A 24,075-nucleotide genomic window follows, 5' to 3' on the forward strand; every position below is an offset into this window, starting at 1 on the left:
ATTCAAATCTGACTTCTGATTGCGCTAAATAACAACCATGGGTCGTAATGAAGGGGGCGTTACTCTCTTGTCCTCAAACCATTAGCCCATTTTGGCCGGTGCTGCGATTCGGGACCGGAAGGCCAGAAAGACAGACGCCCTCGCTTCGGAGGGCGTCAGACAACTTGCGGAAAGGCTGCGGAACTCAGGCGCGGCTGCCCCATGCCGCGGGATCGATACCTGTCAGAACAGCCAGTCGGGCGATCTGCGGCTTGTAGAAATCGGCGATCTCGCTGCGCAGGACGGGGTCCAGCGGGGGATAGCGATAGGGACGGGCCACCATGCCGCGCAGGGCGCGCAGCGGGGCAGTGCCGCGGATCGGGTCCAGCACCGGCCGCAGCGGCGCCAGCAGCCGCCGCAGCGGGCGCGGAACGGCTGCCGCGCGGGCATCCTTGACCCGCTCGGTGAGCGGCGGAGCCAAGGCGCCCGAATGGCCCACATGCGCCGCCAACAGGCGCAGCTGGCGTTCCGGGGCGCGGCGGACATCCTCGTACAGCAGGACCAGGATCGGTTCCGCCCCGAAAAGCGCGATGAAGCGTTCCAGGTGGTCGGCATAGCAGCCATCCGCCAGAAAGCGGCCCTGCGCCGCGCGGTCGGGATCGAGGTGGCGGGCCACGTCACCATCCACTTCGCCGCGCCGGAACAGCATGCAATAGTCGGAATAGGCCCGCGCCACCGGGTCGCGCAGCTGGAAGACCAGCCGCACGCCGGGCAGGTGGCGGTGGATGCGGCCCGCCGCCTCGGGCATCGTCAGGTACGAGTTGGACTTCTCGCCCGTCAGCGCGCCCGGCGGGGCATCCGCGAAATGGCGCAGGTAGGAGGGAAAGCCCGACTCGTAGGTGCGGGAAAAGAAATGCAGTTCGGGGTCGGGCATCCAGATGTCCGGCGAGGCCTGCAGAGACTGCTGAAGCCAGGTCGTCGCGGATTTCGCGGCGCCCGCGATGATGAAGTCGGGTCCTCGTGTCATGTCCGTTCCAGAACCTCGTCGTAAAGGGCCTGCACGCGGCGCAGGTGCTCGGCCGTGCTGTAGCGGTCGAGACCCGTGCGGGCGGCGGCGGTGATGTGAGCGGTCACTCCCGGCTCGTCCAGCAGGCGGGCGAGCGGGGCAGCGAAGGCGGCAGGATCGTCGGGATCCACCAGGAACCCGTTCCGCCCGTCCTCGATCGCCTCGGGGTTGCCGCCGTGGCGGGTGGCGATCACGGGGGTGCCCAGGTGCATCGCCTCGATCAGGGTGCGGCCAAAGGGCTCGCCCCGCGCCGTCACCAGCAGGGCGAAGACGCCCGCAAGCACGGGTTCGACCGGCGAGACATGGCCCATCAGGTGGATGCGGTCGGCGATCCCCAACGACTGGGCAAGGGCGCGCAGGTCCTGCTCGACCGGGTCGCCGTCGCGCTCGGGGCGGCCGAAGATCGCGCCGTGGATGTCCCGGCCGGGCAGGGCGCTGCGGATCGCGGCAATGGCGCGGACGAAATGGTCGGGCCGCTTGCGCTCGTTCAGCGCGCCGAAATAGCCCAGCACCACCGCGCCGGGCGCGGCGCCGATGCGGGCGCGCAGTGCCTGGGCGCAGGCGGCGCGGTCGGGTTGGTCGGTGGGCGTGTCGAAGGGGCTGCGGATCACGCGCAGCCGGTCCCCCAGCGGCCGGATCGGACGTGCGGGACGCGAGAAGTCCGAGACCGTCACCACCCGGTGCGCCAGAAGCGGCGCCACCCGGTTCACGCCCGCGGCCCCGGGGTCGCCGCGGTGGTGCCAGATCAGCCGGCAGCCGGCCAGACGCGCGGGCAGGGCCCAGGTCAGGTGCATTCGCCCGTCGTTGGTATGGACGATGTCGATCTTCCAGCGCCGCAGCAGGCGCGCAAGGCGCGGCACTCCTGTCAGCAGGTAGCCCGGCGCCGAGGCGTCCCCTGGCCTGCGGCTATAGCGCGGCGCGATGATCCCGGGCCGGTCGACGCGGATCGGGTCCAGCCCGTTCTGGGTGGCGAAGCGCGCGACCTTGCCGCCCTCGCCATGCACCAGCACGACCGGCTCGAAGCGGCGGCGGTCCAGCCCGGCGGCCAGCCGCAGCGCCGACTGGTGGCTGCCGCCCACCAGATCGCCCCCTGCGAAGGGGAACAGCACGCGCACCGCTGCCGTCATCGCGCCGCCAGGGCAGGGCTGGCCGCCGCGACCTGTCCCACGGCGGCAGGAGGCGGAGCCGCCGCGACCGGCCGGGCAGAGGCATCGACGGCACCGGGCAGGGCGATCTCGAGCACGTCGCCGGGTTCGAGCGCCATGTCCGGCGTGGCCTCGATCCGCTCGGGCGTGCCATCGGTGATGCGGGTGACGACGAAAACGGGCTGCTCGGCCGCGCCCGGCTCGGGCGCGAGTTCGCCCGCCAGCATGGCCTGGGTCAGCAGCCGGTCGGCCGTGCCAAGGCGGATCGCGGTGGCGGCCATCTCGTCTTCCAGTTCGGCCAGCTTCTGCAGGTTGGCGCTGCGGGCGTCGTCGATGATGGCGGCGCGGTCGCGCTCGGCCTCGTTCAGCTGCTGCTCGGCCATCAGCAGGGTCGCCTCGAGGTCCAGGCGCTTGGCCTCCATGTCGTTGATGGCGGTGGTCAGGGCGGTGACCCGGGCGTTCACAGCCAGGCCCTTTTCCTTCAGCTCGGCGATGCCTTCCAGGTCGCGGCGGTTGTCGGCCAGTTGCTGGTCGCGCAGGACGATCTGCTGGCGCAGCTTGTCGGCCTTGTCGCGCAGCAACTGCTGCAGGCTGTCGAGGCTGGCCGCCTGGGCATTGCGCGCCACCCGGTCGGCCGCCTGCAGCCGGCTGCGCAGGTCGGCGTCGGCGGGCAGCTCGGTGTCCTGCTGCGGCTCGGGGCTTTCCAGTTCGGCCAGCTCGGCCTCGATGGCGGCGCGCTCGGCCCCGTGCTGGCGCAGCTCCTCGGCCGCCAGTCGCGCGTCGCCCGCGATGCGCGCCATCAGCATCGGGTCGGCCGAGGACAGGTTGCGGTAAACCCCGCCCGCCAGCGCCAGCGCCTGCCGGGCGGTCAGGCCGGGGCGGAAGGCAACCGCGCCCTGGCTCTGGGCCGCGCCCAGGACATAGACGGGCAGGCTTTCGACCAGCTCGACCGTGACATGGGGCGGGCGGTCCAAGCCCGCGTTGCGTCCCAATGCCGTGGCCAGCTGTTCCTGCAGGGCGGTCATTGTCTGCCCCTCGGCCGCCACAGTGCCTGCCAGCGGGAATTGCAGCGTTCCGTCCGAAGCCAGAAGGTATTCGCCCGACACGCCCGCCCAGTCGGCCAGCCCGTTGGCGTCGGGGTCCCAGGCCACGACCCGCACCAGAAGCCGGTCCTGCGCATGCAGGCGGTAGGGTTCGGCCAGGGCGGGCGCGGCGCCCAGGGCCAACAGCAGGGCGGAAAGGACAAGGTCACGCATGGGCTGCACTCCGGCTCGGGCGCGGCGCGCGGGCCTGCGGCAGGGCGCAGGACAGCGACAGGGCAAGGATCAGGGGGACGTTCCAGAACCGCGCGTAGAAATGGGGAAAGGTGTTCAGCATCAGGGCGAAGATCAGCAGGATCGTCAGCGTTGTGGCCGCGACCCCGCGGTAGCGGCGGAAAGGCAGGTGCGACAGCGGCGCGGGCAGCCCGGCCAGCATCAACGCCACCAGCCCGCAGAGCGACAGCAGTCCGCCTTCGTTCAGAAGCAGCAGATAGGTGTTGTGGACGGGCGCATCGAAGACACTGATGTTGCGGAACTGCTCGGCCCCCATGCCGATCAGCAGGCGCTCGTCTGCCAGGCGGAAGGCCTCCTGGATCAGCAGCATGCGGTCGGCGAATGTGCCGGACAGGGCCGGGTCGGCCGCCGCGATCCCTTCCAGAACGCGGCTGCGGAAGACGTCTGGCACCAGCGCCGGAAAGGCGAAACCCAGGGCGAGGATCGACCCCGCCACGACCAGTACGAACAGCGTCAGCCTGCCCGAGGGCGCGAAGACCATGATCATGCCCACGCCCAAGGCCGCGCACATCAGCCCGGTGTTCGATCCGGTCAGCATGATCCCGTAGGCCAGGATCGGCAGCGCGACCAGCAGCTCCCACAGCCGGGCAAAGCCCGCCTGCCACAGGCCCAGCAGGAACACGACCGCCACCGCGCCCAAAGCCGCGCATTCGTTTTCCCGCTCGACCAGCGAGCGCATGCGGTTGTTGTAGGACACGAAGCGCAGGGGCGGGTCGGGGACGAAATGGATCATCCACATGCCGAACAGCATGACCACGACGATGGACAGCACCAGCACCCGCGCCAGCGCCACCGTCTTGTCCAGGCTGCGCCCCGCGACGACCAGAGGCACCAGCAGCAGCGAAAAGGCATACTGGGCCATCACCTTGCCCAGCTCCACCCCCGCCGCATGGGCGATCGAGCCCAGCATCAGCCCGGTCCCCAGCATCAGGAACCCTGCGATCCACAGGCCCGTGGCGCCGCCGAAGGGACGCCGGGGCAGCGCGCCCTGCCACAGCATCACCACCAGCGCCACGACCACCGCGGCGTCCGAGGCGGTGATATAGACGACATCAAGCCGGAAATGGTTCATCGGCGACAGGAACACCGCCAGCATCGCCAAGTGAAAGCCGGGAGAATGCGCCGGCGCCAGCACGCCCATGTGCGGGACTGGCAGGGGGGATGTCATGCGGGCGCCCCTTGCGGTCATGTGGCAGCCTGCCCCTGGGTGGGCACGCGGGAGGCCGACAGGGCCAGCGCCAGGCAGGCCACCAGCCACAGCGCGTTGCCGACAAGCTGCATGGCCGCCGCGCCTTCGGCCCCCCAGATCCGGGCGGCAGGGATCAGCGCGGCAAAGAAGAAGGCGGTCGTGGCCCCGGTCAGCACGGTCATCGCCTGATCGCGCCCCAGCACCATCAGCGCGGGCCCGCTGGTCAGCCCTGCCATGTACAAAGCCATCGCCGCCGTCATGATGTTGACGCAGGCGGCGGCGCCCGCGAAGCCGGAGCCGAAGGCCAGCGGCAGCAGCCGGTCCATCTGGGTCGCGACCGGCGCCAGGATCACCAGCAGCGCCGCGCTGAGCCCCAGCGAGGACCAGACCAGCAGCCGCCGCAGCCGCGCCCGGTCGCCCCGCGCCACCAGCCGCGCGAATTCGGGGAATGTCACCTGCCCAAGCGGGCGGCCCAGCCGCAGGGCCGCTTCTCCGATCCGGCGGGCAAGCTGATAGTGCCCCAGGGCCGAGGCGGGCAGGACGCCCGCCAGCAGCACGATGTCGAAGCGCTGGCGCAACTGGCGCAGGGTGACGTTCGCGTTGCTGTTGACGAAAAGGCGCAGCAGGCCCGGGTTCTCGGCCGCGATCCGGCGGGGCGAGGCCGGGCACAGGCGGTGCCCGCGCCGGCGCATCTGGGGCAGGGTGAACAGCATCGGCAGCAGCCCGTCGGCGATGGTCCAGGCGACGAACACCAGCACGAAGGCGAAAAGTTCACCGCCTGCTGCCCAGACCACGGCCACCAGCGCCAGCCTGAGGACGGCGATGCCCATGTCGATCCGCGCCAAGAGGTCGAAGCGGTCGTAAAGCCGCAGCACGCCCATGGCGGTCGGCCGCGCGGCCAGCAGGGCGGCGGTCGCCCCCAGGGCCAGCAGCGCCGCCCCGTCGCCCACCGCGCCCATCCAGTGCGCGGCAAGACCCGCAAGCGCCACTCCCACCACCGCCGCCACCAGCCCCAGCGCCAGATCCGTCACCAGCGACAGCCAGACCAGCCGCTCGAAGCGCTCGTGGTCGCCCGCCTCCAGCGCCTCGGCGCCATGCTTGATCACCACCTGCCAAGGCTCGGGGTGCAGCAGGCGGGCGATGCTGCGGGAGTAGGCCTCGACCACGGCCAGCACTCCCAGGCCCGCGGCGCCGAGGGCACGCGCCGTCAGCGCCAGTGACACCAGCCCCAGGACCGCGATCACCGCCTGGGACGAGCCGACCCAGGCCAGGTTGTGCAGCAGCCTGCGGCGCATCCCGGCCGGGGAAGGGGAAGCCGCCCGCGCGCTCATCGGTCGCCCGCAAGTTCGGCAAGCCAGGCCTCGACCGCCGGGATCCCGTCGCCGTCGGGATCGGCCCAGGGGTCGTCGGGCCGGGCAGGGCGCAGACCGGGGTGGCTCTGCTCGAAGGCGTCGGGCAACAGGTCGCCGTCGCGGTCGGGCGGCGGCGCGGCCGAGGCGATGGCGGGCCAGCCTCCGGCCTGGTCGGGCTGGTCGATGACCCGCCCTTCGCAGCGCGCGAGATCGTTCAGGATGCGGCGGTCCAGCGAGTCGCGGTGCCCCCCGCCGGGCAGCACGTCGCCCACCCGTGCGGGCAGGGTGCGTTCAAGCGTGGTCGCCGCCACGGGTCTCATCGTCATGGGCGGGGGCAGGGGCGCGCGATGCACCAGCGCCGGTCCGTCCAGGATCGGGATCGCGCGACGGGGGCCGCAGTCCTTCTGGCGGAAGGCGAGGTTGCCTTCTTCCCAGACCGAGATCGGGTTGCCCCCGATCCGGGCGATCACCTCGACCGCCGTGCCCGCGCGGGGCGTGGTGGACTGGCCCGTCAGCGCGAGGTTGCCCACATAGGCGATCCGCGTTTCGCCCAGCAGGTCGTAGAATTCGCCGAACTGGCTGATGGGATCGTAGAAGATGTTGTTGATGATCTCGACCGGTCCGATCGCCGTCGCCTTGACGTCCGGGTTGCGGTCGCGGTGATGGGCGAACAGGTTGCGGATCAGGCTGATCCGCCCGCACCGGGGATTGCGCCCCTCGTCCGAACAGATCAGCGCGCCCTTGGAATGCGCGCCCTCGGGATGGTTCGCCCGGTCTAGGCTGTAGGCCAGGATGCTGTCGGCCAGGGTGATGTCGCTGGCGGTGGCGCCCGAGACATGGATGTTGAAGGTCTCGTCGCTGGCAAAGGCCATGGACAGGTTGCCCGCATAGACACGGCGGGCGTTTTCCACCGTCAGCGCGTCGATGTTGGCGCTGGTCTTGCCCCCGGTGCCGGGGCGCAGCTTGAGAAAGCGGATCACCACGTCCGTCGCGTCCTTGACGACCAGCGGCCCGTGGTCCGATCGCCCCAGCCGCAACTGGATGCCGCCTCCCGGCGCGGTCTGGCCGGCGACGTAGACGTTCGAGCGGACCATGATTGGCCGGCTCAGCGTGATCGTGCCCGCCACGCGGAAGATGCAGACGCGGGGGCCGCTGGCCTCGGCGCAGGCGCGCAAGGAGCCCGCGCCGCTGTCCGCCAGCGAGGTGACGCCGATCAGCCGCCCGCCGCGCCAGCCGCCCGCCTCGGCGCCATGGCCGACGGCGCCCGGAAAGGCGGGCCGGGCCGCGACGGTGCCGGGCAGCAGCGCAAGCGCCGCCGCGCAGGCAAGGGCCAGGGGGCGCAGCCGGTGCCTGCGCCAGTTACGCGTATTCATAGCCCGCGCCGTGGTTGTGCTGGCGATAGCGGCGCGGCTCGATGTCGTTGACCACGGTGCCGCCCACGACGATGCCCGCGCGCTCGAGCTTCTGGATGGTGGCCTGCAGCGCGCCCTCGGTCGTCTGGCCTGCGCGGACGACCACCAGCGCCTCGTCGGCGATGGTGCCGAAGCGCACGGCATCGGCGCTGGACAGCGCAGGCGGCGTGTCCAGAACAACAAGGTCATAGTCCTCGCGCATGTCGGGCACCACGCGGGCCGCGAAGGCCGAGATCAGGCGGCTGGTCCAGCTTGTGCCCGCCGGAAAGCTCAGGACGTCCAGCCGCTCGAAGTCGGGGACCGGGCGGACCGCCTCGCGCCAGGAAGCCGAGCCGTCCGCCAGCGCGGCCACGGGCAGCCCTTCGGCCTGGACATGCAGGATGTCCGAGGCGCCCGCGTGCTGGCTGTCGAAGTCCAGCAGCAGCACGCGCAGCCCGTCCAGCGCGGCCGACGCCGCAAAGGCCGAGGCGATGGTGGACTTGCCCTCGTCCTGCGCGGCCGAGGTGACCATGACCAGCTTGGGCGCGTCCGAGTCGCGCCGCTGGCTGGACCAGATCGTGAAGAACGAGCGCAGCGACTCGGAGAAGCCCGAGCGCGGAAAGCGCCGCAGGAAGCCGACGGGATCGTGGCGGCGCGCCAGCACGCCCCGGCGGCGGACATGGGGGATCGTCGCCAGGTTGGGCCTGCCGCTGATCTGGGTCGCCTGCGCCCCGTCCTCGACCGTCCGCTTCAGCGCGCCGCGCAGCAGCGCCAGCAGGAAGCCCAGCACCAGCGAGGCCGCCAGCACCACCGCCAGCGTCGCGCCCCGGTTCGGCGCCGCGGGGGCCACCGGGATCTCGGCCTTGGAGATCTGGCGCGCGTCGGCCTGCACGATGTCCTTGCGCGGCTCGATCTCGTTCAGCCGCTCGATGGCGGTCTGGTAGCGGGTCGACAGCAGGTCGAGGTAGCGTTCCAGCCGGTTCTTCGCCAGGTCGTTGCGGGTCCGTTCGTCCAGCTGGGACCCGAGCGCGGCGATCTGGTCGCGGATCTGCCCGGCCTCGGCGCCTTGGCCCTGCCCGTCGGCTTCCAGGTTCGCAAGGACCGATGAAAGGTGGTTCAGCTCGCGGCGCAACTGCACCGGCAGGTCCGCGTCGTCCAGCGCGCTGGTGCGGATCAGCTCGGCCAGCTCGACCTCTTTCTGGGACAGTTCCTCGCCCAGGGCGTTGACCTGTCCGCGCAGGTAGGCGACCGAATTGTCGATGACCTTGGACTGGTCGCGCACCGAGGTTTCCACGAAGTTCCGCACGATGCCGTTGGCCAGCCGGGCTGCCGTCTGGGGGTCCTGCGCCTCGGTCTGGACGGTGATCACGAAGCTCTCGCCCGCGCGGTGCACGCTGTAGGAGGCCAGCAGGTGGTCCACCACCATCCGCTTCCAGGTCTCCTTGTCGGGCGCTGGCTGGTCCTTGGGGCGGGGCAGGAAGGTCTGGTTGTCGAACAGGTCCAGGTTGGTGGCGACCGTCTGGGCGAAGTTGCGCGACCGCAGGACATCCATCACCGTGGCGATCCGGGCGCTGTTCAACTCGTAGCTTTCGAACTGGGCGTCGATCTGGCTCAGCCGGACCTCGGCGTTGGTCAGCTCCATCGCGGCCTGGGCGCGGTAGATGTCGGGCTGGACCGACAGGTAGCTTGCCGTCACCGCCAGCGTCGTCGCGCAGATCGCCACGATCAGCCAGATGTTGCGGCGCAGAAGGTTGAGGATGTCCTCGGCCCGGAAGCCGCCGCCCGGCGGGGCGAACTGGCTCGGGACCGGGCCCTCGCGCATCGGTGCATTCATGCGACGGCCCCTTGTTGGCTGGGTGCGGCGCGACGGATCAGGGCGTCGCGGTAGGCGGTTTCATGCAGGTCGACGTAGTGAGGCATCGACATCAGGGCGATCATGCGATCACGCCCGCGGCGGCCCAGTTCGGCCCGTTCGGACGGGGACAGCGACAGGATCCCCGCCGCGGCTTCGGCCATGGCCGCGCTGTCGCGCGGAGGGCAGATCGCGCCCGCCTCGCCCACCAGCCAGCGGCTGTCGCCCACGTCCGTCACCACCGCCGGCACGCCCGAGGCCACCGCCTCGGCCACGGCCAGCGGCATCGATTCGCCCCAGGCCGAGGACAGGACATAAAGGTCGAACCCCGGCACCAGCGCCGGGATGTCCTGGCGCGGGCCGATGGCGGCCAGCCGGTCGGCGATGCCCTCGGCCGCCGCCTGCCGCGCGGCGGGGCCGCCGGGCTGGCCTTCGCCGATGACGACGCCGTGGACATCAAGGCCCCTGCGGACCAGCGCGGCAATGCAGCGCGCAAAGGCGGCATGGTCCTTCATCGGGTGGTTGCGGCCGACGCTGCCCACGATCAGCCGCCCCGGCGGGATGCCTGCCAGCGCGGCCAGCCGTGCCCGTGCCCCGGGGTCGGGCCGGAACTCGTCGCAGTCGATGGCATTGGGAATCAGCCGGTCGCGCGCGCCCGACAGCCCCTGCGCCCGGTGCTGGTCGCGCGCCACCCTGGAACAGTAGGTGATCACGTCCGCCCGGCCCGCCAGCCGCCTGAGCGCCGCGAAGACCACCCGGGTCATGCGTTTTTCCCGGCGCGGATCGGCCAGCGAATGATGCATCCCCCACAGAAGCCCGATGTCCCCGCGCCGCGCCGCCAGCACCGCCAGCGTGCCGACAAGGCAGCCGTGATACATCCAGCCGTGCAGCACCTGGGGGTCATGCTCGCGAATCAGTCGCGCCAGCCGCATCACGCCCGCGGGCAGTCCCGCCGCGCCTGCGACGTCCAGGGTCCGCACCGGAACCCCAAGCGCCGCGATCTGGGCCGCCAGGGCCCCCGGCGGCATCATCGACACGACCACGTGCCCTGCCCGGGCATCCCCCAGCGCGCGCAGATAGCGCAGCAGCATCATCTCGGCCCCGCCAAGCGCCGTTCCCGTGATGACATGCATGACCCGGGCTTCGGACATCGGCAGTTCTCCGTGCGGCCTAGAAACAGAGTCGTGCCTGCACATTACGCTGTTGCGGTGTTTCGCCAAATACAATTCTTGAAATTGTGCATATCTCTGATCCATGATGATTTGCATGGATGTTCAATCCCTCGAGGGTCAAAGGAAGCCAATCTGTCGGGAATTAAATCCTGAGTTGAACTCCCCTCTTTAGGGAATCTTGGTAATTGAATTGGATGGTGGCGTTTCGCAATGGCGAGATGGCAAGAACTGCTTGTAGCCTGGGCACTGCTGGTACTGACCCTGCCGTTCCGGCTGCTGACGGCCGGGCTTCTGCTGGCGCATCTGGGCCGGCCGCTGATGTTCCGCCAGCCGCGCGTGGGGCAGGGCGGGCGCGCGATCCTTGTTCCCAAGTTCCGCACCATGTCCGAGGCGCGGGGTCCCGACGGCCAGCTTCTGCCCGACGCGCAGCGGCAGACCCCTGTCAGCGGCGTCGTCCGGCGCCTGCGGCTGGACGAGCTGCCGCAGCTGGACCGAATCATCGCGGGCGACATGGCGCTGGTGGGACCGCGCCCGCTGCTCGAATCGACCCTGCGCGGCTTCGGGGCGCTTGGGGTGATTCGCAACTCGGTGCGGCCCGGACTGACCGGCTGGGCGCAGGTCAGCGGCAACACCCGGCTGAATGACGACGAGAAGCTGGCGCTGGACCTGTGGTATGTCGCCCACCGCAGCCCGGGGCTGGACCTGCGCATCCTTTGCGACACCTTGGGCGTTGCCCTGCGCGGCGAGCACCGGCACGAGGAGCGGCTGCGCCGCGCCCAAGCCTGGCTGCGCGACCAGCAGACCGACGGGCCACCTGAAATGGGGATGGCGGGGGCCATGTCGTGATCTCGGTCTTCGTGGGCGCGGTCGAGGGCTCGGCGCTGGCGCTGGCGGCCCTGTGCGAATCGGGCCATGCGCCCGCGCTGGTGGTCACGCTGCCCCTGGAAAGGGCCGGGGCTCACTCGGACTTCGCCGACCTCGGCCCTCTCGCCGCGCGCCACGGGGTGCCGGTCCACCGCACGGCCCGGACTTCGGCCCCCGAAACGCAGGATGCGATCCGCACGCTTTCGCCTGACGTCATCCTGGTCATCGGCTGGTCGCAGCTGGTCGGACCCGAGTTCCGTGCGATTCCCCGGCTGGGCGTCCTGGGCTTTCATCCCGCCGCCCTGCCCCGGATGCGGGGGCGGGCGGTGATCCCCTGGCACATCCTGTCGGGCCAGCGGCAGGGCGGCGCCACGCTGTTCTGGATCGACGAGGGCACCGACAGCGGTCCCATCGCCGCCCAAGCGGTGTTCGACATCGACCCCGACCGCATGACCGCGCGCGAGCTTTACGACCGCAGCGTGGCCGCCATGCTGGCGCTGCTGCCGCCGCTGATGGAGGCGCTGGCGCGGGGAGAGCGTCCCGCCATCCCGCAGGACCACGCCCAGGCCACGATCTGCGCCCGCCGCCGCGCGCAGGACGGGATCATCGACTGGCAGCGTCCCGCGGCCGAGATCGAGCGGCTGGTCCGCGCCGTCGGCCCGCCCTATCCCGGCGCGCTGACCGCAGGCGCGGGCGGCCCGATCACGGTCGCCGCCGCCCGGCTGCACCCGCGCGAGGGCTATTTCATCGGCCTGCCCGGGCAGGTGCAGGACCTTGACGGAAGCGCCCTGACGGTGATGTGCGGCGACGGCCGCTGCCTCGATCTTCTGGAATGGAGCGGCGCGGCGCCGCGGCGGCACGAGGTACTGGGGGGCCCGCACGATGGGATTGCTTGACGACAAGGGTCCGGTGCTGGTCCTCGCCCCGCATCCCGACGACGAGGTCCTGGGCGTCGGCGGCACCATGGCCCGGCTGGCCGAGGCGGGCGCCGAGGTCCATGTGGCCATCGTCACCACCGGCCGCGCGCCCCGCTTTTCGCCCGAGCAGGCCCAGGGCGTGCGGGCCGAGGCCGAGGCGGCGCACCGGGCGCTGGGCGTGGCGCAGACGCATTTCCTTGACTGCCCGGCGGCCGAACTGGGGGAAATGGCCCATGCCGACCTGAATGCCGCGATCGGCGGGCTGGTGCGCGCGGTCGATCCGGTGACGGTCTTTGCCCCGCATCCCGGCGACATCCACCTGGACCACCAGCTCTGCTTCCTGTCGGCACTGGTCGCGGCCCGCCCGCACCAGCACCACTACCCCCGCCGGGTCCTGGCCTATGAGACGCTGTCGGAAACCAACTGGAACGCGCCCTACCTGACCCCGGCCTTCCTGCCCAATCTTTTCGTGGACATCTCGGCCACGCTCGACCGCAAGCTCGACGCCTTCGCCCTGTTCGCCAGCCAGCAGCGCGAGCCGCCCCACGAACGCTCGGTCGCCGCGCTCAGGGCGCTGGCGACCCTGCGCGGCGCGACCGTCCACCGCGCCGCGGCCGAGGCCTTTGTCGCAATCCGTCTGGTGGAGTAAGCCATGCATCGAACCCGCTTCTGGCCCGAATACGACGAGGAACAGGTCGAGGCCGTGGCGGCCGTGCTGCGCTCGGGCAAGGTCAATGCCTGGACCGGCCCCGACGTCGCGGCCTTCGAGCGCGAGTTCGCGGATCACGTCGGCACCGCCCATGCCATCGCCATGGCGAACGGCACGGTGACGCTGGACGCGGCCCTGCGCGCGCTGGACCTGCGCCTCGGCGACGAGGTGATCGTGACGCCCCGCAGCTTCGTCGCCTCGGCCAGCTGCGTGCTGCTGGCGGGGGGCGTGCCGGTCTTCGCCGACGTGGACGCGGACAGCCAGAACATCACGCCCGAAACCATCGCACCCCTGATCACCCCCCGCACGCGCGGCATCATTCCCGTCCATCTGGCCGGCTGGCCCTGCGACATGGAGGGCATCATGGCCTTGGCCGCGCGGCACGGGCTGTGGGTCATCGAGGACTGCGCCCAGGCCCATGGCGCGGCCATCGGCGGGCGGCCCGTGGGCGGCTTCGGCACGCTGGGCTCCTATTCCTTCTGCCAGGACAAGATCATGACCACGGGCGGCGAGGGTGGCATGATCGTCACCGACGACGACGCCCTGTTCGACGAGATCTGGAGCTTCAAGGACCATGGCAAGGACCGCGCCTTGGTGTTCCAGAAGGACCCGGCCCCCGGTTTCCGCTGGCTGCACGCGGCGGGGCCGGGGACCAACCTGCGCATGACGGCGCCCTCGGCCGCGCTGGGCCGGGTCCAGTTGCGGCGGCTGCCCGAATGGCGGGCGGCGCGGGAACGCAATGCCCTGCGGCTGGCGGCGGCGCTGGAGGGCACGGACCTGCTGCGCATCCCCATGCCGCCCGATGGCATGACCCATGCCTGGTACCGCTTCTATGCCTTCGTCCGCCCTGAACGGCTGGCCCCCGGCTGGGACCGCGACCGCATCCTGGCCACCATGGCCGCGCGCGGCCGGCCGGTGCTCACCGGCAGCTGCTCGGAAATCTACCGCGAGGCGATCTTCGCCCCGCCCGGCCTGCATCCGCCCGAACCGCTGCCCGTGGCGCGGGCCTTGGGCGAGACGAGCCTGTGCCTGCTGGTCGATCCCACCTGGACCGAGGACGAGCTGGACGCCGTCGCCTCGGCCCTGGTCGAAACCTGCGCCGAGGCGGCCGCCTGACCGGCCGCCCCGGGACTTTGTCGATCGAGGGCTCGGGCGCATGCTGTCGCCCGGCCCGTCCCGATCTCAACGGGGAGGGAACTGCCGATGACGAGCGAGGTGGTTGACCGGGCATCGGTTGCGGCGCCCGAAGACGAGGCCGAGGTCCGGGGGCATCTGCCCTTGCACGCGCTGTTCTTTTCCCCCGGCCTGATGCTGCCCTTCCTGCTGATCGCGGCGGCGCTGGCGGTGACGGTCTTCGCCTCGGTGCAGCTGTGGCGGATGGAAGCGCGCCCCCTGCGGGACCCGGTGGCCGACATGCCCCGACTTTACGTCCAGGCGGCGGTCGAGGCCCTGCGGCTGAACGAGGTCGCGGAGGACCATGCCCAGAACCCGGCCGCCCGGCAGGAGTTCATCCGCCGGTACCACCTGCTGCTGCGCCGGCTGGACCAGCTGGAGCCCGTGCTGCGGGACCGTTCCGCCGCTGCCGCGGCGCTGGACGACGAGATCGCCGCCGCCATCACCCAGTTGCGGGACCGCGACCCGGCGCGCGTCGTTTACAGCGGCGGCGACCTTGCAGACCTTGCCGCCCGGCTGACGCAACTGGAACGGGCGCTCAGTCGGGCCGGGGCGCGGGTGCAGAGCGCCCACGAGGCGCAGCAGGTCGAAAGGGCGGGGCAGCTTTACCGCATTCTCGTGCTGGGGGCGGCGGCGGTGCTGGCGGGGCTCGTAGGTCTGGCGTGGCTCGTCCTGTGCCTTCTCTGGACACTGCGCCGTGTCCAGGACGACCGCAGGCTTCAGCGGGATCTGCAGCGCGCCTGCGACTCCGCGGCCTATCTGCGCAACATCGCCGCCGTGATCGCGCACCAGATGCGGTCGCCCCTGACGGTGATCGACAGCGCCGCACAGCGGATGCTGTCGCGTGCCGATCTGGCCGAACGCCCCCAGGACAGCGCGGCCCTGCTGCGGATCCGGCGGCAGATCAGCCAGGTGCTGCATTTCATGGATCAGGCCATGCTAGCGGGCGCGGTCGAGGGCGGTGCACCCTCGATCCACCCCCGCCCGGTCCCGTTGCAGCAGCTGATCGCCATGATCCTGGCACACGAGGGGATGGGGGAAGGGCGCCAGCGGCTGGTCCTGCCGACGGACGCGGCAGGGCTGCGCCTCCTCTGCGATCCCGGCCTTGCCTTTCACGCGCTGGCCAACCTGGTCGAGAATGCGCTGAAATACTCGCCCAGCGGCAGCCCGGTCGAACTGCGGGCCGCAGAAGCGCAGGGAATGGCCGTCATCTCGGTCATCGACCAGGGCGCGGGTGTTCCTCCGGCGGACCAGGACGCGATCTTCCAGCGCTTCTGGCGGGGCGAACGCGCAGTGGGTCATCCCGGCAGCGGCGTCGGCCTGTGGCTGGCCCGCAGGCTGGCCGAGATCCAGGGCGGAACGATCCGCGTGGCCAGCGACGGACAGCACGGTGCGCGCTTCGACCTGGTGCTTCCGTTGGCCGAGGCCGGAACGGGAGCCCCGCATGTCAGCCCCGACCGGCCCGTGCGGCCCGGCCCGTCAGAGGTGCGCCGTGGCCGCTCCTGAGCGCCCCGGCCCGGCCAGGGGCGAGGAAGAGCGCGCCCTCATCCTTGTCTGCGAGGACGAGGCGGACCTGCTCGAGGATCTTTCGGCGGTGCTGACCGAGGCGGGCTATGACGTTCTGGCCGAAACCAGCGCCGAGGCCGCGCTGGCCCGGCTGGACAGTGTCCGCGCCGACGTGATCCTGTCGGACATCACCCTGCCCGGCATCGATGGCATGACCTTCCTGCGCCGGGTGCGCCAGACGCGGCCGGACCTGAACGACGTGCCCTTCATCCTGCTGACAGGGTTTGCGGACCGCTCGGACATCCTGGCCGGCAAGCGGGCGGGAGCCGACGACTACCTGGTCAAGCCGGTGGATTACGACCTGCTGGTGGCGGCCGTGGACGCGCAACTGCGGCTGGCGGCGCGGATCGCCACGGTCCACGGGCATCCCCATCAGGACGATGCCGTGGCGGGGCTGGTGCGGGCGGTGAACCGGCTGGACTTCGGGCTGGTGCTGCTGGACATGCGCGGACGCATCTGCTTCTCGAACCGCGCCGCGCGGCGGCTGTCTCAGGAACTTTCCCCGCCGACGCGCAACTGGCTGCGCCATGCCATCGGCGAGGCCGACTACATGCAGTCCATCAACGCGGCCTATGACAGCCTGCGCCAGGGCGGCTGCCATCATTCGGCCGCCGTGATCAGCCAGGATCTTCCGCAGGACAACTGGAGGCTGGTCGTCCTGTCCGACCTGGGCTCGCTGCCGGTCCGGCCGGGCGATCCCATGATGATGGCGCTGATCCTCGGCTTCGACGCGGCGCGGCGGCTGGGCGTCCGCCTTATCGCGCAGGCGGCCGGGCTGACGGCCGGCGAGGCCGCGGTGGCCGAGCTTCTGGCCAGGGGGCTGCGGCTGAAGGACATCGCGGACCAGTTGGCGATCAGTCTGACGACCGTGAACTTCCACCTCCGGAACATCTTCCAGAAGACCATGACATCGCGGCAGGCTGACCTGATGCTGCTGCTGCGCAGCGTGCCCTTGGCTGAATGCCCGCATTGCACCGACCCGAAGGGTCAGGCGGGTCCCCCGTTTCGGCCGACGGCCTGAGGCGCAGGCCTGCAAGGACGCGGTTGTCCTCGCAGGCCGGAAGGACGCTCAGTTCGTCGCGCCGCTGGTCGCGGCAGAGCCGCCGGGGGCCGCGGGATCAGGGCTGACGGTTTGCGTGGCGCCGCCCGTGGGAAGGGCGGGGCAGCCGATGCTGGTCACGGGGTCGCATTGCCCCTCGATCCCCGTATCCTCGCGTTCCGCCGTTTGGCCCTGGCGCTCGGGCAGGGGCGGCACGCCGGCCGGGTTGGCCGTGGGGATCGAGGTCGAGGTGCCGGGCAGGGGGTTGCCGCGCAGCGCGGTCGGCGAGCCGTCGGGACCGCCTGTCAGAGCGGGCAGCATCAGGTGGGGATCGGCAGGCTCGCCCCCGCCCGCTGCGGGCGCGGTCGGAACGGCAACGGCATCGGGCTGATCGGGCGCGGGATTGTCGGCCACGGGCGCGGTTGCGGCGGGCGCGTCGGGTGCGCCGCCGGCAGGTGCCGGAGCGGTCTGCTGCGCAAGGACGGGCGTGGCCAGCAAGGCCGCCATTGCTGCCGGACCCAAGAGACGAGACATGGTGACCATCGCTTCCTTCTCCTTCCCAGAGGTTGTTTTCCGGGCAACGCGCGCCCCTGCCCCCTTGTTCACCGGAACAGGAAAACAGGCAGGATTTCGCGCAAGCCGGACCTGATTCCACAACCAGAGGGCAACCTTCCCCGCCCTGCTGCCTTGATCCAGATCATGGACCGGGGCCGCCGCGTGGGCCCATGTCATGCCGAAAGATGGAATGGAAGGAATCGCCCATGACCGCATGTCAGATCTCGCGCCGCAGCTTCATGCAGGCAGGTGTCGTGGCGGTGGGGGCCCTGGGCGCCGCCCGGCTGATGAACAGTTCGGCCCTTGCTGCGATCGATCCCAACTCGCACGGACAGCGGGTGTTCCACGCCACGCATTTCGGTCCCTTCGAGGCGGTTGTGCGCGACGGGCGCATCACCTCGATCTCTCCGGTGACCGAGCTCGACCACCAGCCCACCGATATGCTGATGCTGGGCACGGTGGATCGCGTTTATGACGAAAGCCGCATCCTTTACCCGATGGTGCGCAAGTCCTACCTGGACGGCTGGCAGACCGGCGACACCAAGCCCGAGTTGCGCGGGCGCGAGGAGTTCGTGCGCGTCGATTGGGACACCGCGCTGGCGCTGGCCGGGAACGCGATCCTCAAGACCATCGAGGAAAACGGCAACGAGGCGATCTTCAGTTCGTCCTACGGAGGCTGGGCCAATGCCGGGTCCTTCCGCCCGAACGTCATGCAGCAGCGCTTCTTCAACCTGATCGGCGGCTGCACCATCACCCAGGGCGACTTCTCGGCCGGGGCGAGCCAGGTCGCGTTGCCGCACATCATCGGCGACATGGAGGTTTATTCGCCCCAGACCGCCTGGGAGGTCGTGCGCGACAACACGCAGGTCTTCGTGCTGGTCGGCTGCGATCCGATCAAGAACAACCGAATCGAGTTCACGGTGGCCGACCACGGCATGTACGGCCCTTGGGCCGAGATCCGCGACGCGGGCTGCCGCTTCATCTCGATCAACCCGCAGCGCACCGCCTCGGACTACTACCTGAACGCGGACTGGGTGCAGATCGTCCCCAACACCGACATCGCGCTGTTCCTCGGGATGGCCCATCACGTTCTGGAAAAGGGGCTGGAGGACAAGGACTACATGGCGAAATACACGGTCGGGGCCGACCGCTGGATCGCCTATGTCCAGGGCCAGGACGACGGCACCCCCAAGACGCCCGACTGGGCCGCCGCCATCACCGGCATCCCGGCCGACAGGATCCGCGAGCTGGCCGAACTGTTCGCCGGTTCGCGCACCCAGTTCGCGGGCGCCTGGTCGCTGCAGCGCGCCCACCACGGCGAGCTGACCCACCACGCGATCATCAACTTCGCCGCACTCGTCGGCAAGATCGGCAAGCCGGGCGAGGGCGTGGGCTTCAGCTGGCATTATGGCAACGGCGGCATGCCCCAGTCGGGCCAGCCCACCCCCACGGGCCTGTCCTCGGGCAAGAACCTCGTGGACAAGCTCTGCCCTGCCAGCCGCATCGTCGAGATGCTGGAGAATCCGGGAAAGGAGTTCTTCTACAACGGGCAGACCCGCACCTATCCCGATGTGAAGATGATCTACAACGCGGGCAACAACTTCGTCTCGCACCAGCAGGACCTGAACCGGCTGCTCAAGGCCTTCGGCAAGCTGCACACGATCGTCAGCCAGGATATCTGGTGGACGGCCGCGGTGCGCTGGGCCGACATCGTCCTGCCCGCCTCGGGCACGATGGAGCGCGACGACATCTCGGTCGGCGGCACCTATTCCAACGACAAGATCTACGCCATGAAGAAGGTGATCGAGCCGCTGGGCGAGTCGAAGAGCGACTACGAGATCTTCGAGGCGCTGGCCGACAAGATGGGTCTTTGGGCGCAGTTCACCGACAGCCTGGACTTCATGGACCACATCCGCGCGGCCTATGAACGCTCGGGCGCGTCCAAGACCACGCCCTTCGATGAGTTCTGGGAAAAGGGCTACGCGCTCCAGCCCGCCCCGCCCGAGGCGCGCAAGTGGGTCCGCCACGGCGCCTTCTACGAGGACCCCGAAAAGAACCCGCTGCACACGGTCTCGGGCAAGATCGAGATGTTCTGCAGCTCGATCGCCGACATGAAGGTGGCCGACAACCCCGGCATGCCCGTCTGGCAGGAGCCGCTGGAATACCTGGGCAATGCCGGGGAAGGCCAGCTGCATGTCGTGAGCCCCCATCCCTGGTACCGGCTGCACAGCCAGATGGACAACTCGGCCCGGCTGCGCGAACTTTACAAGATCGACGGGCGCGAGCCGGTGCGGATCAACCGCCAGGATGCCGAGGCGCGCGGCATCGCCGACGGCGACCTGGTCGAGATCCGCAACGAACGCGGCGCGATCATCGCAGGCGCCGTGCTGTCGGACGACATCATGCCGGGCGTGATGTCGCTGTATGAAGGGGTCTGGCCGGACCTCGACAGCAAGGGGCGCTGCAACTCGGGGCAGATCAACTGGATCACCTCGGAGCGTCCGGCCTCGGGGCTGACGCAGGCGACCATCGCCAACACCTGCGTGGCCTCCGTCGCCAAGTGCGAGGATGCGGAACGTCCCAACCAGGCCTATCAGCCGCCGGCGATCCTGACCGACTACCAGTTCGCCGCCGTGGACGAGGGCGAGCTGGGGCTGGACCGCGTCGCGGGGCTGGTCGAGGCGCTTTACGAGAACATGGAGCCGGGCGAGCGCATCTTCTACCAGCGCTGCACCGTCTGCCACGGGCCCCGCGATCCGAAGGGCTTCACCCAGCTGCAATGGCGCGGCATCACTCCGTCGATGTTCCCGCGCGCGGGCCTCGACGAGGAGGAAGCGGCCCTTGTCACCGACTTCCTGATGCGCAACGCCGCGGACGCCCCCGTGCCTGCCGCCAACTGAGGCGGGCAGCCGACAGGGAAAGGCCGGCCGCACTGGCCGGCCTTTCGCCTGCATCTGACGCTGCGGCAGGCGGGCTGCCCCGGATGAACCAATTCCCTTCCCTGCCGTTGCAGGGAAGCGTCAGGCAAGGTTGACGGCAGCTTCCTGTTTCTTCACCCCTTTCCTGAGACATGCAGCTACCCGGGCACGCCGCCGGGCAGGGGAGAAGGGATTGCCGGGAATCGACCTTCATCACGCCTATCCGCAGCTGTTCTCGCAGTCCGAGGCGGAACTGGTCACCTCCCTTCAGGGGCCTGCGGCGACCGTCCGGCCCCGGCACAAGCTGGCGCAGGCCGGGGTGTCCGTGACCGCCTGCTCGTATCTGCTGGAAGGTTTCGCCGGCCGCTATCGCGCCGACCACCAGGGGCGGCGGCAGCTTCTGGGCCTGCTGATCCCCGGCGACTTCGTCGACCTGCCGACCTGCCGGCTGGGCCACAGCGACCACGAGATCGAGGCCCTCGCCCCCGCCACGGTCAGCGCGCTGCCCCATGCAGCCATCTCGGCGCTGCGGCAGGATGCGCCCGACCTTTACGACAAGCTGTGGCAGGTCACGCTGCTGGACGCGGCGGTCGAGCGCTACTGGACTTTCCGCAACGGGCGGCTCACCGGGCGGGCGAGGATCGCCAGTCTTTTTGCCGAAACGCTGGTCCGGCAATATGCGCGCGGGCTTTGCGGACTGAACGGCTGCCCTCTGCCCATCAGCCAGACCGACCTGGCCGAGGCCTGCGGCATGACCCCGGTCCATGCCAACCGGATGCTGGGCGAGCTGCGGCAGGAACGGATCTGCCTGTTCCTGGATGGCCGGGTCGAGGTCATGGACCTGCCGCGGCTGTTTCGGCAGGCGCAATTCGATTGGGACTACCTTTACCTTCCGCCCGCCACCGCCGAGCGGCTGTCCCAGGTGGCGCAGGGCGGCGCCATGACCGCACCGCAAGGCCGCCTGCGACAGGTGGCCGCCCAGTCCTGATAATTCGCCCTTTGGGGGAACCCCAGGCAAGACCGGGGCCTTCCCTTCCCGCAGGCGCAGCCCGCGCCTGCGGAGCCATAAGGGGGTGCAGCCATGAGCCAGAAGCGAATCGATCCCGAATCGCAGCAGGATCCTGACACGCCTCACTACGGGGGACCTGCCGGCGGCTGGGGTTCGATGGAAGGCATCAGCAAGGTCCTGGTAGGCCAGCCGCCGACCGCCGCCGTGCTGGACACGCTGCGCCGCCAGAACAAGCCCAACGGCCACATGTGCACGTCCTGCGCTTGGGCCAAGCCGGCCAAGCCCCACCTGGCCGAGTTCTGCGAGAACGGCGCCAAGGCCACGATCTGGGACCTGGACCGGCGCACCTGCGACCCGGAGGTCTTCGCCACCCGCACGGTCGAGGAACTGCGCGAACTGTCCGACCACGAGTTGGAGTCGCTCGGCCGCCTGACCCACCCGATGCGCTTCGATCCCGGCGCCCGCCGCTATGTGGAAACCACCTGGGACGAGGCCTTCGCGGGCATCGGCGCCGCCCTGCGCCGGATGGACCCGAAGTCGGTCGTCTTCTACACCTCGGGACGCGCGAGCCTCGAGACATCCTTCATGTGGCAGCTTTTCGCGCGCATGTACGGGCACAACAACCTGCCCGATTCCTCGAATATGTGCCACGAGACGAGCAGCGTGGCACTGAAGAAGTTCATCGGCTCGCCCGTCGGCACCTGCGTGCTGGAGGACTTCGACCATTGCGACCTGATGCTGTTCTTCGGCCAGAACACCGGCTCGAACAGCCCGCGCTTCCTGCACACGCTTCAGCAAGCCAAGCAGCGCGGCTGCACCATCATCACCTTCAACCCCGTGCGCGAGGCGGGCCTGCTGCGCTTCCGCAATCCCCAGCAGATCACCCAGATGCTGGGCGGCTCGACCGAGATCTCGGACCTTTACCTGCAGGTGCGGCCGGGCGGCGACATGGCCGCGATCCTGGGGCTGATCAAGCGGGTGCTTGAACTTGAGGCGGCCGAGGGCGGCATCCTCGACCACGGCTTCATCGCCGAGCACACCACCGGCTACGAGGCGCTGAAGGCCCATGCCGAGGCGACGGGCTGGGACGAGATCGAGGCGCTGTCGGGCCTGTCGCGCGACCACCTGCGCGAGGTCGGCACGGCCTATGCGCGGTCCAAGCGCGTGATCGCGATGTATGGCATGGGCCTGACCCAGCATGTCCGGGGCGGCGAGACGCTGGGAATGCTGGTCAACCTGATGCTTCTGCGCGGGAATCTCGGGCGGCTGGGGGCGGGGATTTCTCCGGTTCGGGGGCATTCCAACGTGCAGGGGCAGCGCACGGTCGGCATCTCGGAAAAGCCGGAACTGGTGCCCTTGGACGAGATGGGGCGGATGTTCGGCTTCACCCCTCCGCGCGAAACGGGCCACACCACCGTCGAGGCGGCCGAGGGCGTCATCGACGGCTCGGTCAGGGGCTTCCTGCAGATGGGCGGCAACTTCGCCATCTCGATCCCGGACTCGGGCCGGGTCAGGAAGCATTGGGCGGAACTGGACCTGATCGTCAACGTGGCCACCAAGCTCAACCGCTCGCATCTGCTGCCGGGGCGGGAAACCTGGCTTCTGCCCTGCCTCGTGCGGTCCGAGGAGGACGAGCAGGTGTCCGGCCCTCAGGTCGTGTCCATCGAGGATTCGCTGTCCCACATCTATGCCTCGCTGGGCCGGAACGAGCCCGCGGCGCGAACGCTGCTGTCCGAGCCCGCGATCGTGGCAGGCATCGCCAAGGCCACGCTCGAACCGAACCCCGACGTCCCTTGGGACGACTGGGTGGCCGACTATTCCCGTGTCCGCGCCTGCATCGAGGCGCTGTGGCCCTATAAGTTCAAGGACTACGAGCGGCGGATGCATGAGCCGGGCGGCTTCTACAAGGGCAATGCCGCGCGGGAACGCCGCTGGCAGACGGAAAGCGGCAAGGCCGAGTTCTCGGTGCCCGATGTCAACTCGGGGCTGAACCGGCCGCTGGGGCAGGGCGAATACACGCTGGTCACGCTGCGCTCGAACGACCAGTTCAACACCACGATCTACGGTTTTTCCGACCGGCTGCGGGGGCTGTCGGGCGACCGCATGATCGTGCTGATGAACCCGGCCGAGATCGCGCGGGCCGGACTGGCCGAGGGGCAGAAGGTGCGTCTGGTCTGCGCCGAGGAGGACGGCCATCCGCGTGGCGTGGCAGGGCTGACGGTGACGGCCTACGACCTGCCCGACCATTGTGTCGCGGCCTATTACCCCGAGGTGAACCCGGTCATTCCCGTGGGCCTGCACGACCGGATGTCCAAGACCCCGGCCTACAAGGGCGTGCCCGTGCGGCTCGAGGCGATGTAAGGCCATCGCGCGCCGGGAGCCTGCCCCGGCGCGCGGGTCGTCACAGCGCCACCAGCAGCAGCAGGCCCACGGCCACGATCCCCGCGATGATCACGATCGAGGCCCGGCCCGGCCCGCGCTTGTCGTTGCCAAAGTCGGGCGCCCGCTGGCCCGCCTGCGCGCCTTGGCCGCGTTCGAGGCTGCGGGCCATGGCCACCTGCTGGGGCGTGTTGGGCGTGCCTGCCGCCTCGTCATCCGTGCCCAGCGGCGAAGCCGCGGGGTCAGGGTAGCTGACCTTGTCCCCGGTCAGCCCCTGGTCGATGTCCTTCTTGAGCAAGCTGGGGTTTCCCCGCTGTTCGCCAGTGTCGTTCACGAGAGCCATCCGATCCTGCTGTCTGTTGCCTGATGCCATGCCGCCCGGCCGACGGCCGGAGGTCCGGTGAAGTCCTGCGCCCGTGGCGCGTTCCCGTGTCAGTCAACGACTTTGCCCCGGCAAACGGTCCCT

The 24,075-nt window shown here is 70.1% G+C and carries 19 protein-coding genes; 9 read left to right on the forward strand and 10 right to left on the reverse strand.

The annotated features are described in order from the left end of the window. Positions 1-184: 184 nt before the first annotated feature. From ACFFII_RS13435 to ACFFII_RS13470, 8 genes are read right to left on the reverse strand one after another with little or no spacing between them, the layout of a single operon-like run. On the reverse strand, positions 185-1,006 hold the full coding sequence (locus ACFFII_RS13435; RefSeq protein ID WP_377699383.1) for a sulfotransferase family protein: 822 nt from the start codon (positions 1,004-1,006) through the stop codon (positions 185-187). Next, positions 1,003-2,172 (reverse strand): glycosyltransferase, encoded by a 1,170-nt coding sequence (locus ACFFII_RS13440; protein ID WP_377699384.1) that lies wholly within the window; start codon positions 2,170-2,172, stop codon positions 1,003-1,005. Before ACFFII_RS13440 ends, ACFFII_RS13435 begins: the two co-directional genes overlap by 4 nt. Further along, positions 2,169-3,446: a polysaccharide biosynthesis/export family protein gene (locus tag ACFFII_RS13445; RefSeq protein WP_377699385.1), complete on the reverse strand. Its 1,278-nt coding sequence runs from the start codon at positions 3,444-3,446 to the stop codon at positions 2,169-2,171. The genes ACFFII_RS13440 and ACFFII_RS13445 overlap by 4 nt, the downstream gene beginning before the upstream one ends. Further along, positions 3,439-4,692 carry an O-antigen ligase family protein gene (locus ACFFII_RS13450; protein ID WP_377699386.1) on the reverse strand — a complete coding sequence of 418 codons (1,254 nt, stop codon included), beginning with the start codon at positions 4,690-4,692 and terminating at the stop codon, positions 3,439-3,441. The genes ACFFII_RS13445 and ACFFII_RS13450 overlap by 8 nt, the downstream gene beginning before the upstream one ends. A 17-nt stretch (positions 4,693-4,709) precedes the next feature. Then, on the reverse strand, positions 4,710-6,008 hold the full coding sequence (locus ACFFII_RS13455) for a lipopolysaccharide biosynthesis protein (RefSeq protein WP_377699387.1): 1,299 nt from the start codon (positions 6,006-6,008) through the stop codon (positions 4,710-4,712). A 32-nt stretch (positions 6,009-6,040) separates the two neighbouring features. Continuing rightward, positions 6,041-7,438, reverse strand: a complete 1,398-nt coding sequence (locus ACFFII_RS13460) for a hypothetical protein (RefSeq protein ID WP_377699388.1) — start codon at positions 7,436-7,438, stop codon at positions 6,041-6,043. Further along, entirely contained in the window at positions 7,425-9,290 is a 1,866-nt protein-coding gene (locus tag ACFFII_RS13465; protein WP_377699389.1) for a GumC family protein, read from the reverse strand. The genes ACFFII_RS13460 and ACFFII_RS13465 overlap by 14 nt, the downstream gene beginning before the upstream one ends. Next, on the reverse strand, positions 9,287-10,459 hold the full coding sequence (locus tag ACFFII_RS13470; RefSeq protein WP_377699390.1) for a glycosyltransferase: 1,173 nt from the start codon (positions 10,457-10,459) through the stop codon (positions 9,287-9,289). Before ACFFII_RS13470 ends, ACFFII_RS13465 begins: the two co-directional genes overlap by 4 nt. Positions 10,460-10,690: 231 nt before the next feature. Here ACFFII_RS13470 and ACFFII_RS13475 point away from each other — a divergent pair, with 231 nt between their 5' ends. The 6 genes from ACFFII_RS13475 (at position 10,691) to ACFFII_RS13500 (ending at position 16,730) form a co-directional block, all read left to right on the forward strand. After that, positions 10,691-11,326, forward strand: coding sequence for a sugar transferase (locus tag ACFFII_RS13475; protein ID WP_377699391.1), 636 nt, complete (start codon positions 10,691-10,693; stop codon positions 11,324-11,326). Continuing rightward, on the forward strand, positions 11,323-12,240 hold the full coding sequence (locus tag ACFFII_RS13480) for a methionyl-tRNA formyltransferase (RefSeq protein WP_377699392.1): 918 nt from the start codon (positions 11,323-11,325) through the stop codon (positions 12,238-12,240). Before ACFFII_RS13475 ends, ACFFII_RS13480 begins: the two co-directional genes overlap by 4 nt. Next, the gene (locus ACFFII_RS13485) at positions 12,227-12,910 is read left to right on the forward strand and encodes a PIG-L deacetylase family protein (RefSeq protein ID WP_377699393.1); all 684 of its coding nucleotides are present in this window, start codon (positions 12,227-12,229) and stop codon (positions 12,908-12,910) included. The genes ACFFII_RS13480 and ACFFII_RS13485 overlap by 14 nt, the downstream gene beginning before the upstream one ends. Before the next feature lie 3 nt (positions 12,911-12,913). Then, a complete protein-coding gene (locus tag ACFFII_RS13490; protein ID WP_377699394.1) occupies positions 12,914-14,086 on the forward strand; it encodes a DegT/DnrJ/EryC1/StrS family aminotransferase in 1,173 nt (390 codons plus the stop codon). An 87-nt stretch (positions 14,087-14,173) separates the two neighbouring features. Continuing rightward, positions 14,174-15,649, forward strand: coding sequence for a sensor histidine kinase (locus tag ACFFII_RS13495; RefSeq protein WP_377699395.1), 1,476 nt, complete (start codon positions 14,174-14,176; stop codon positions 15,647-15,649). Next, positions 15,636-16,730 (forward strand): response regulator, encoded by a 1,095-nt coding sequence (locus ACFFII_RS13500; protein ID WP_377699396.1) that lies wholly within the window; start codon positions 15,636-15,638, stop codon positions 16,728-16,730. The genes ACFFII_RS13495 and ACFFII_RS13500 overlap by 14 nt, the downstream gene beginning before the upstream one ends. Positions 16,731-16,778: 48 nt before the next feature. Here ACFFII_RS13500 and ACFFII_RS13505 read toward each other — a convergent pair whose 3' ends face one another. Next, positions 16,779-17,291 (reverse strand): hypothetical protein, encoded by a 513-nt coding sequence (locus tag ACFFII_RS13505; RefSeq protein ID WP_377699397.1) that lies wholly within the window; start codon positions 17,289-17,291, stop codon positions 16,779-16,781. 218 nt (positions 17,292-17,509) lie between these two features. Between ACFFII_RS13505 and ACFFII_RS13510 the strand changes: the two genes are divergently transcribed. The 3 genes from ACFFII_RS13510 to ACFFII_RS13520 all read left to right on the forward strand — a co-directional run bounded on the left by ACFFII_RS13510 (position 17,510) and on the right by ACFFII_RS13520 (position 23,591). Continuing rightward, positions 17,510-20,203, forward strand: coding sequence for a molybdopterin-dependent oxidoreductase (locus ACFFII_RS13510; protein ID WP_377699398.1), 2,694 nt, complete (start codon positions 17,510-17,512; stop codon positions 20,201-20,203). A 211-nt stretch (positions 20,204-20,414) separates the two neighbouring features. After that, the gene (locus tag ACFFII_RS13515; RefSeq protein WP_377699399.1) at positions 20,415-21,209 is read left to right on the forward strand and encodes a Crp/Fnr family transcriptional regulator; all 795 of its coding nucleotides are present in this window, start codon (positions 20,415-20,417) and stop codon (positions 21,207-21,209) included. Between the two features lie 93 nt (positions 21,210-21,302). Beyond that, positions 21,303-23,591: an FdhF/YdeP family oxidoreductase gene (locus tag ACFFII_RS13520; protein WP_377699400.1), complete on the forward strand. Its 2,289-nt coding sequence runs from the start codon at positions 21,303-21,305 to the stop codon at positions 23,589-23,591. Positions 23,592-23,631: 40 nt separating this feature from the next. On the opposite strand, the gene ACFFII_RS13525 is transcribed toward ACFFII_RS13520, so the two are convergent. Further along, entirely contained in the window at positions 23,632-23,952 is a 321-nt protein-coding gene (locus ACFFII_RS13525; protein ID WP_217629664.1) for a hypothetical protein, read from the reverse strand. Between the last annotated feature and the right edge of the window lie 123 nt (positions 23,953-24,075).

The sequence above is a fragment of the Paracoccus niistensis genome (assembly GCF_042432925.1).
GTDB lineage: Bacteria > Pseudomonadota > Alphaproteobacteria > Rhodobacterales > Rhodobacteraceae > Paracoccus > Paracoccus niistensis.